This is a genomic window from Micromonospora sp. M51 (assembly GCF_018070305.1).
In the GTDB taxonomy this organism is placed as follows: Bacteria; Actinomycetota; Actinomycetes; order Mycobacteriales; family Micromonosporaceae; genus Micromonospora; species Micromonospora parva.
The window spans coordinates 1-960 of record NZ_JAGPXZ010001271.1; the positions used below are offsets into that span (position 1 = coordinate 1).

1 protein-coding gene is annotated in these 960 nt (G+C 75.3%); it reads left to right on the forward strand.

All coding sequences use genetic code 11. The annotated features are described in order from the left end of the window. Positions 1-9 precede the first annotated feature (9 nt). Positions 10-960: glycosyltransferase 87 family protein (locus tag KBX53_RS34220; RefSeq protein ID WP_309140920.1), on the forward strand; the 951-nt coding region annotated here is incomplete at its 3' end.

A 960-nucleotide genomic window follows, 5' to 3' on the forward strand; every position in this document is an offset into this window, starting at 1 on the left:
TCGCGCGTGATCGCCGACGACCCGACCGCCCGCCGCCGTCGCTGGCACTGGCGGACGCTCGACAACGCCGCCGGAGGGCTCGCCCTCGATCTCGGCCTCTACGCCGTCTCGGCCACCTTCGCCGCGATCACCGCGGTCACGTCGACCCTGCTGCCGCACCGCGCCTGGGGCGCTGTCGCCGCCGTCGGGTACCTGCTCGCCACGCTGACGGTCACCGCCCAACTGCTGCTGCGTCGACGATCCCCGACCTCCCGGCTGACCGGCCTGCCAGCCCGCTGGACGGTCACCGGTCTCGCCTGGGCCGCCACCACACTGCTGCCGCTGGCCTGGCAGAGCATCGACCGGGCCGGCGGACGCACCGACCGGGCCCAGGAGGAGGTGCTGGTAGTGGAACAGGCCGGCAACCGCCTCCTGGAACACGGCACCCCGTACCTCGGACCCGACGCCATCGCCGCCCTGCCACCCGGCGAGCAACTGATGGGCTACACCCCGTACCAACCCGGCATGGCGATGTTCGGCCTGCCCAGAGCGCTGCTCGACACCTGGTGGACCGACTCCCGGGTCTGGTTCGCGATAGGCACCGCGCTGGCCCTCGCCCTGGCCGTGGCCGCCCTCCGCGGCACACGAGCCACCGCCGGCCAGCCCACCACCACCGCCGCCACCCACCAGCGGGACGCCGCCCTGCTGCGCGGCGTGCAGGCCGCCACCGTCCTGCCCATCTGCGCCCTCACCCTCGCCACCGGCGGCGACGACCTACCCGTACTCGCGCTCTGCCTGCTGGCCCTCGCGTTCGCCGCCACCGACCGACCCGGCCGGGCCGGCCTCGCCGTCGGGCTCGCCGGCGCGCTGAAACTGTTCGCCTGGCCGGTCGCCCTGGTCCTGATCATCTGGGGCCTGACCCGCCGCGCCGGCACCCGCGTCGCCGCCGGCGCCATCGGCCTGCCCGTCGCCGCACTACTC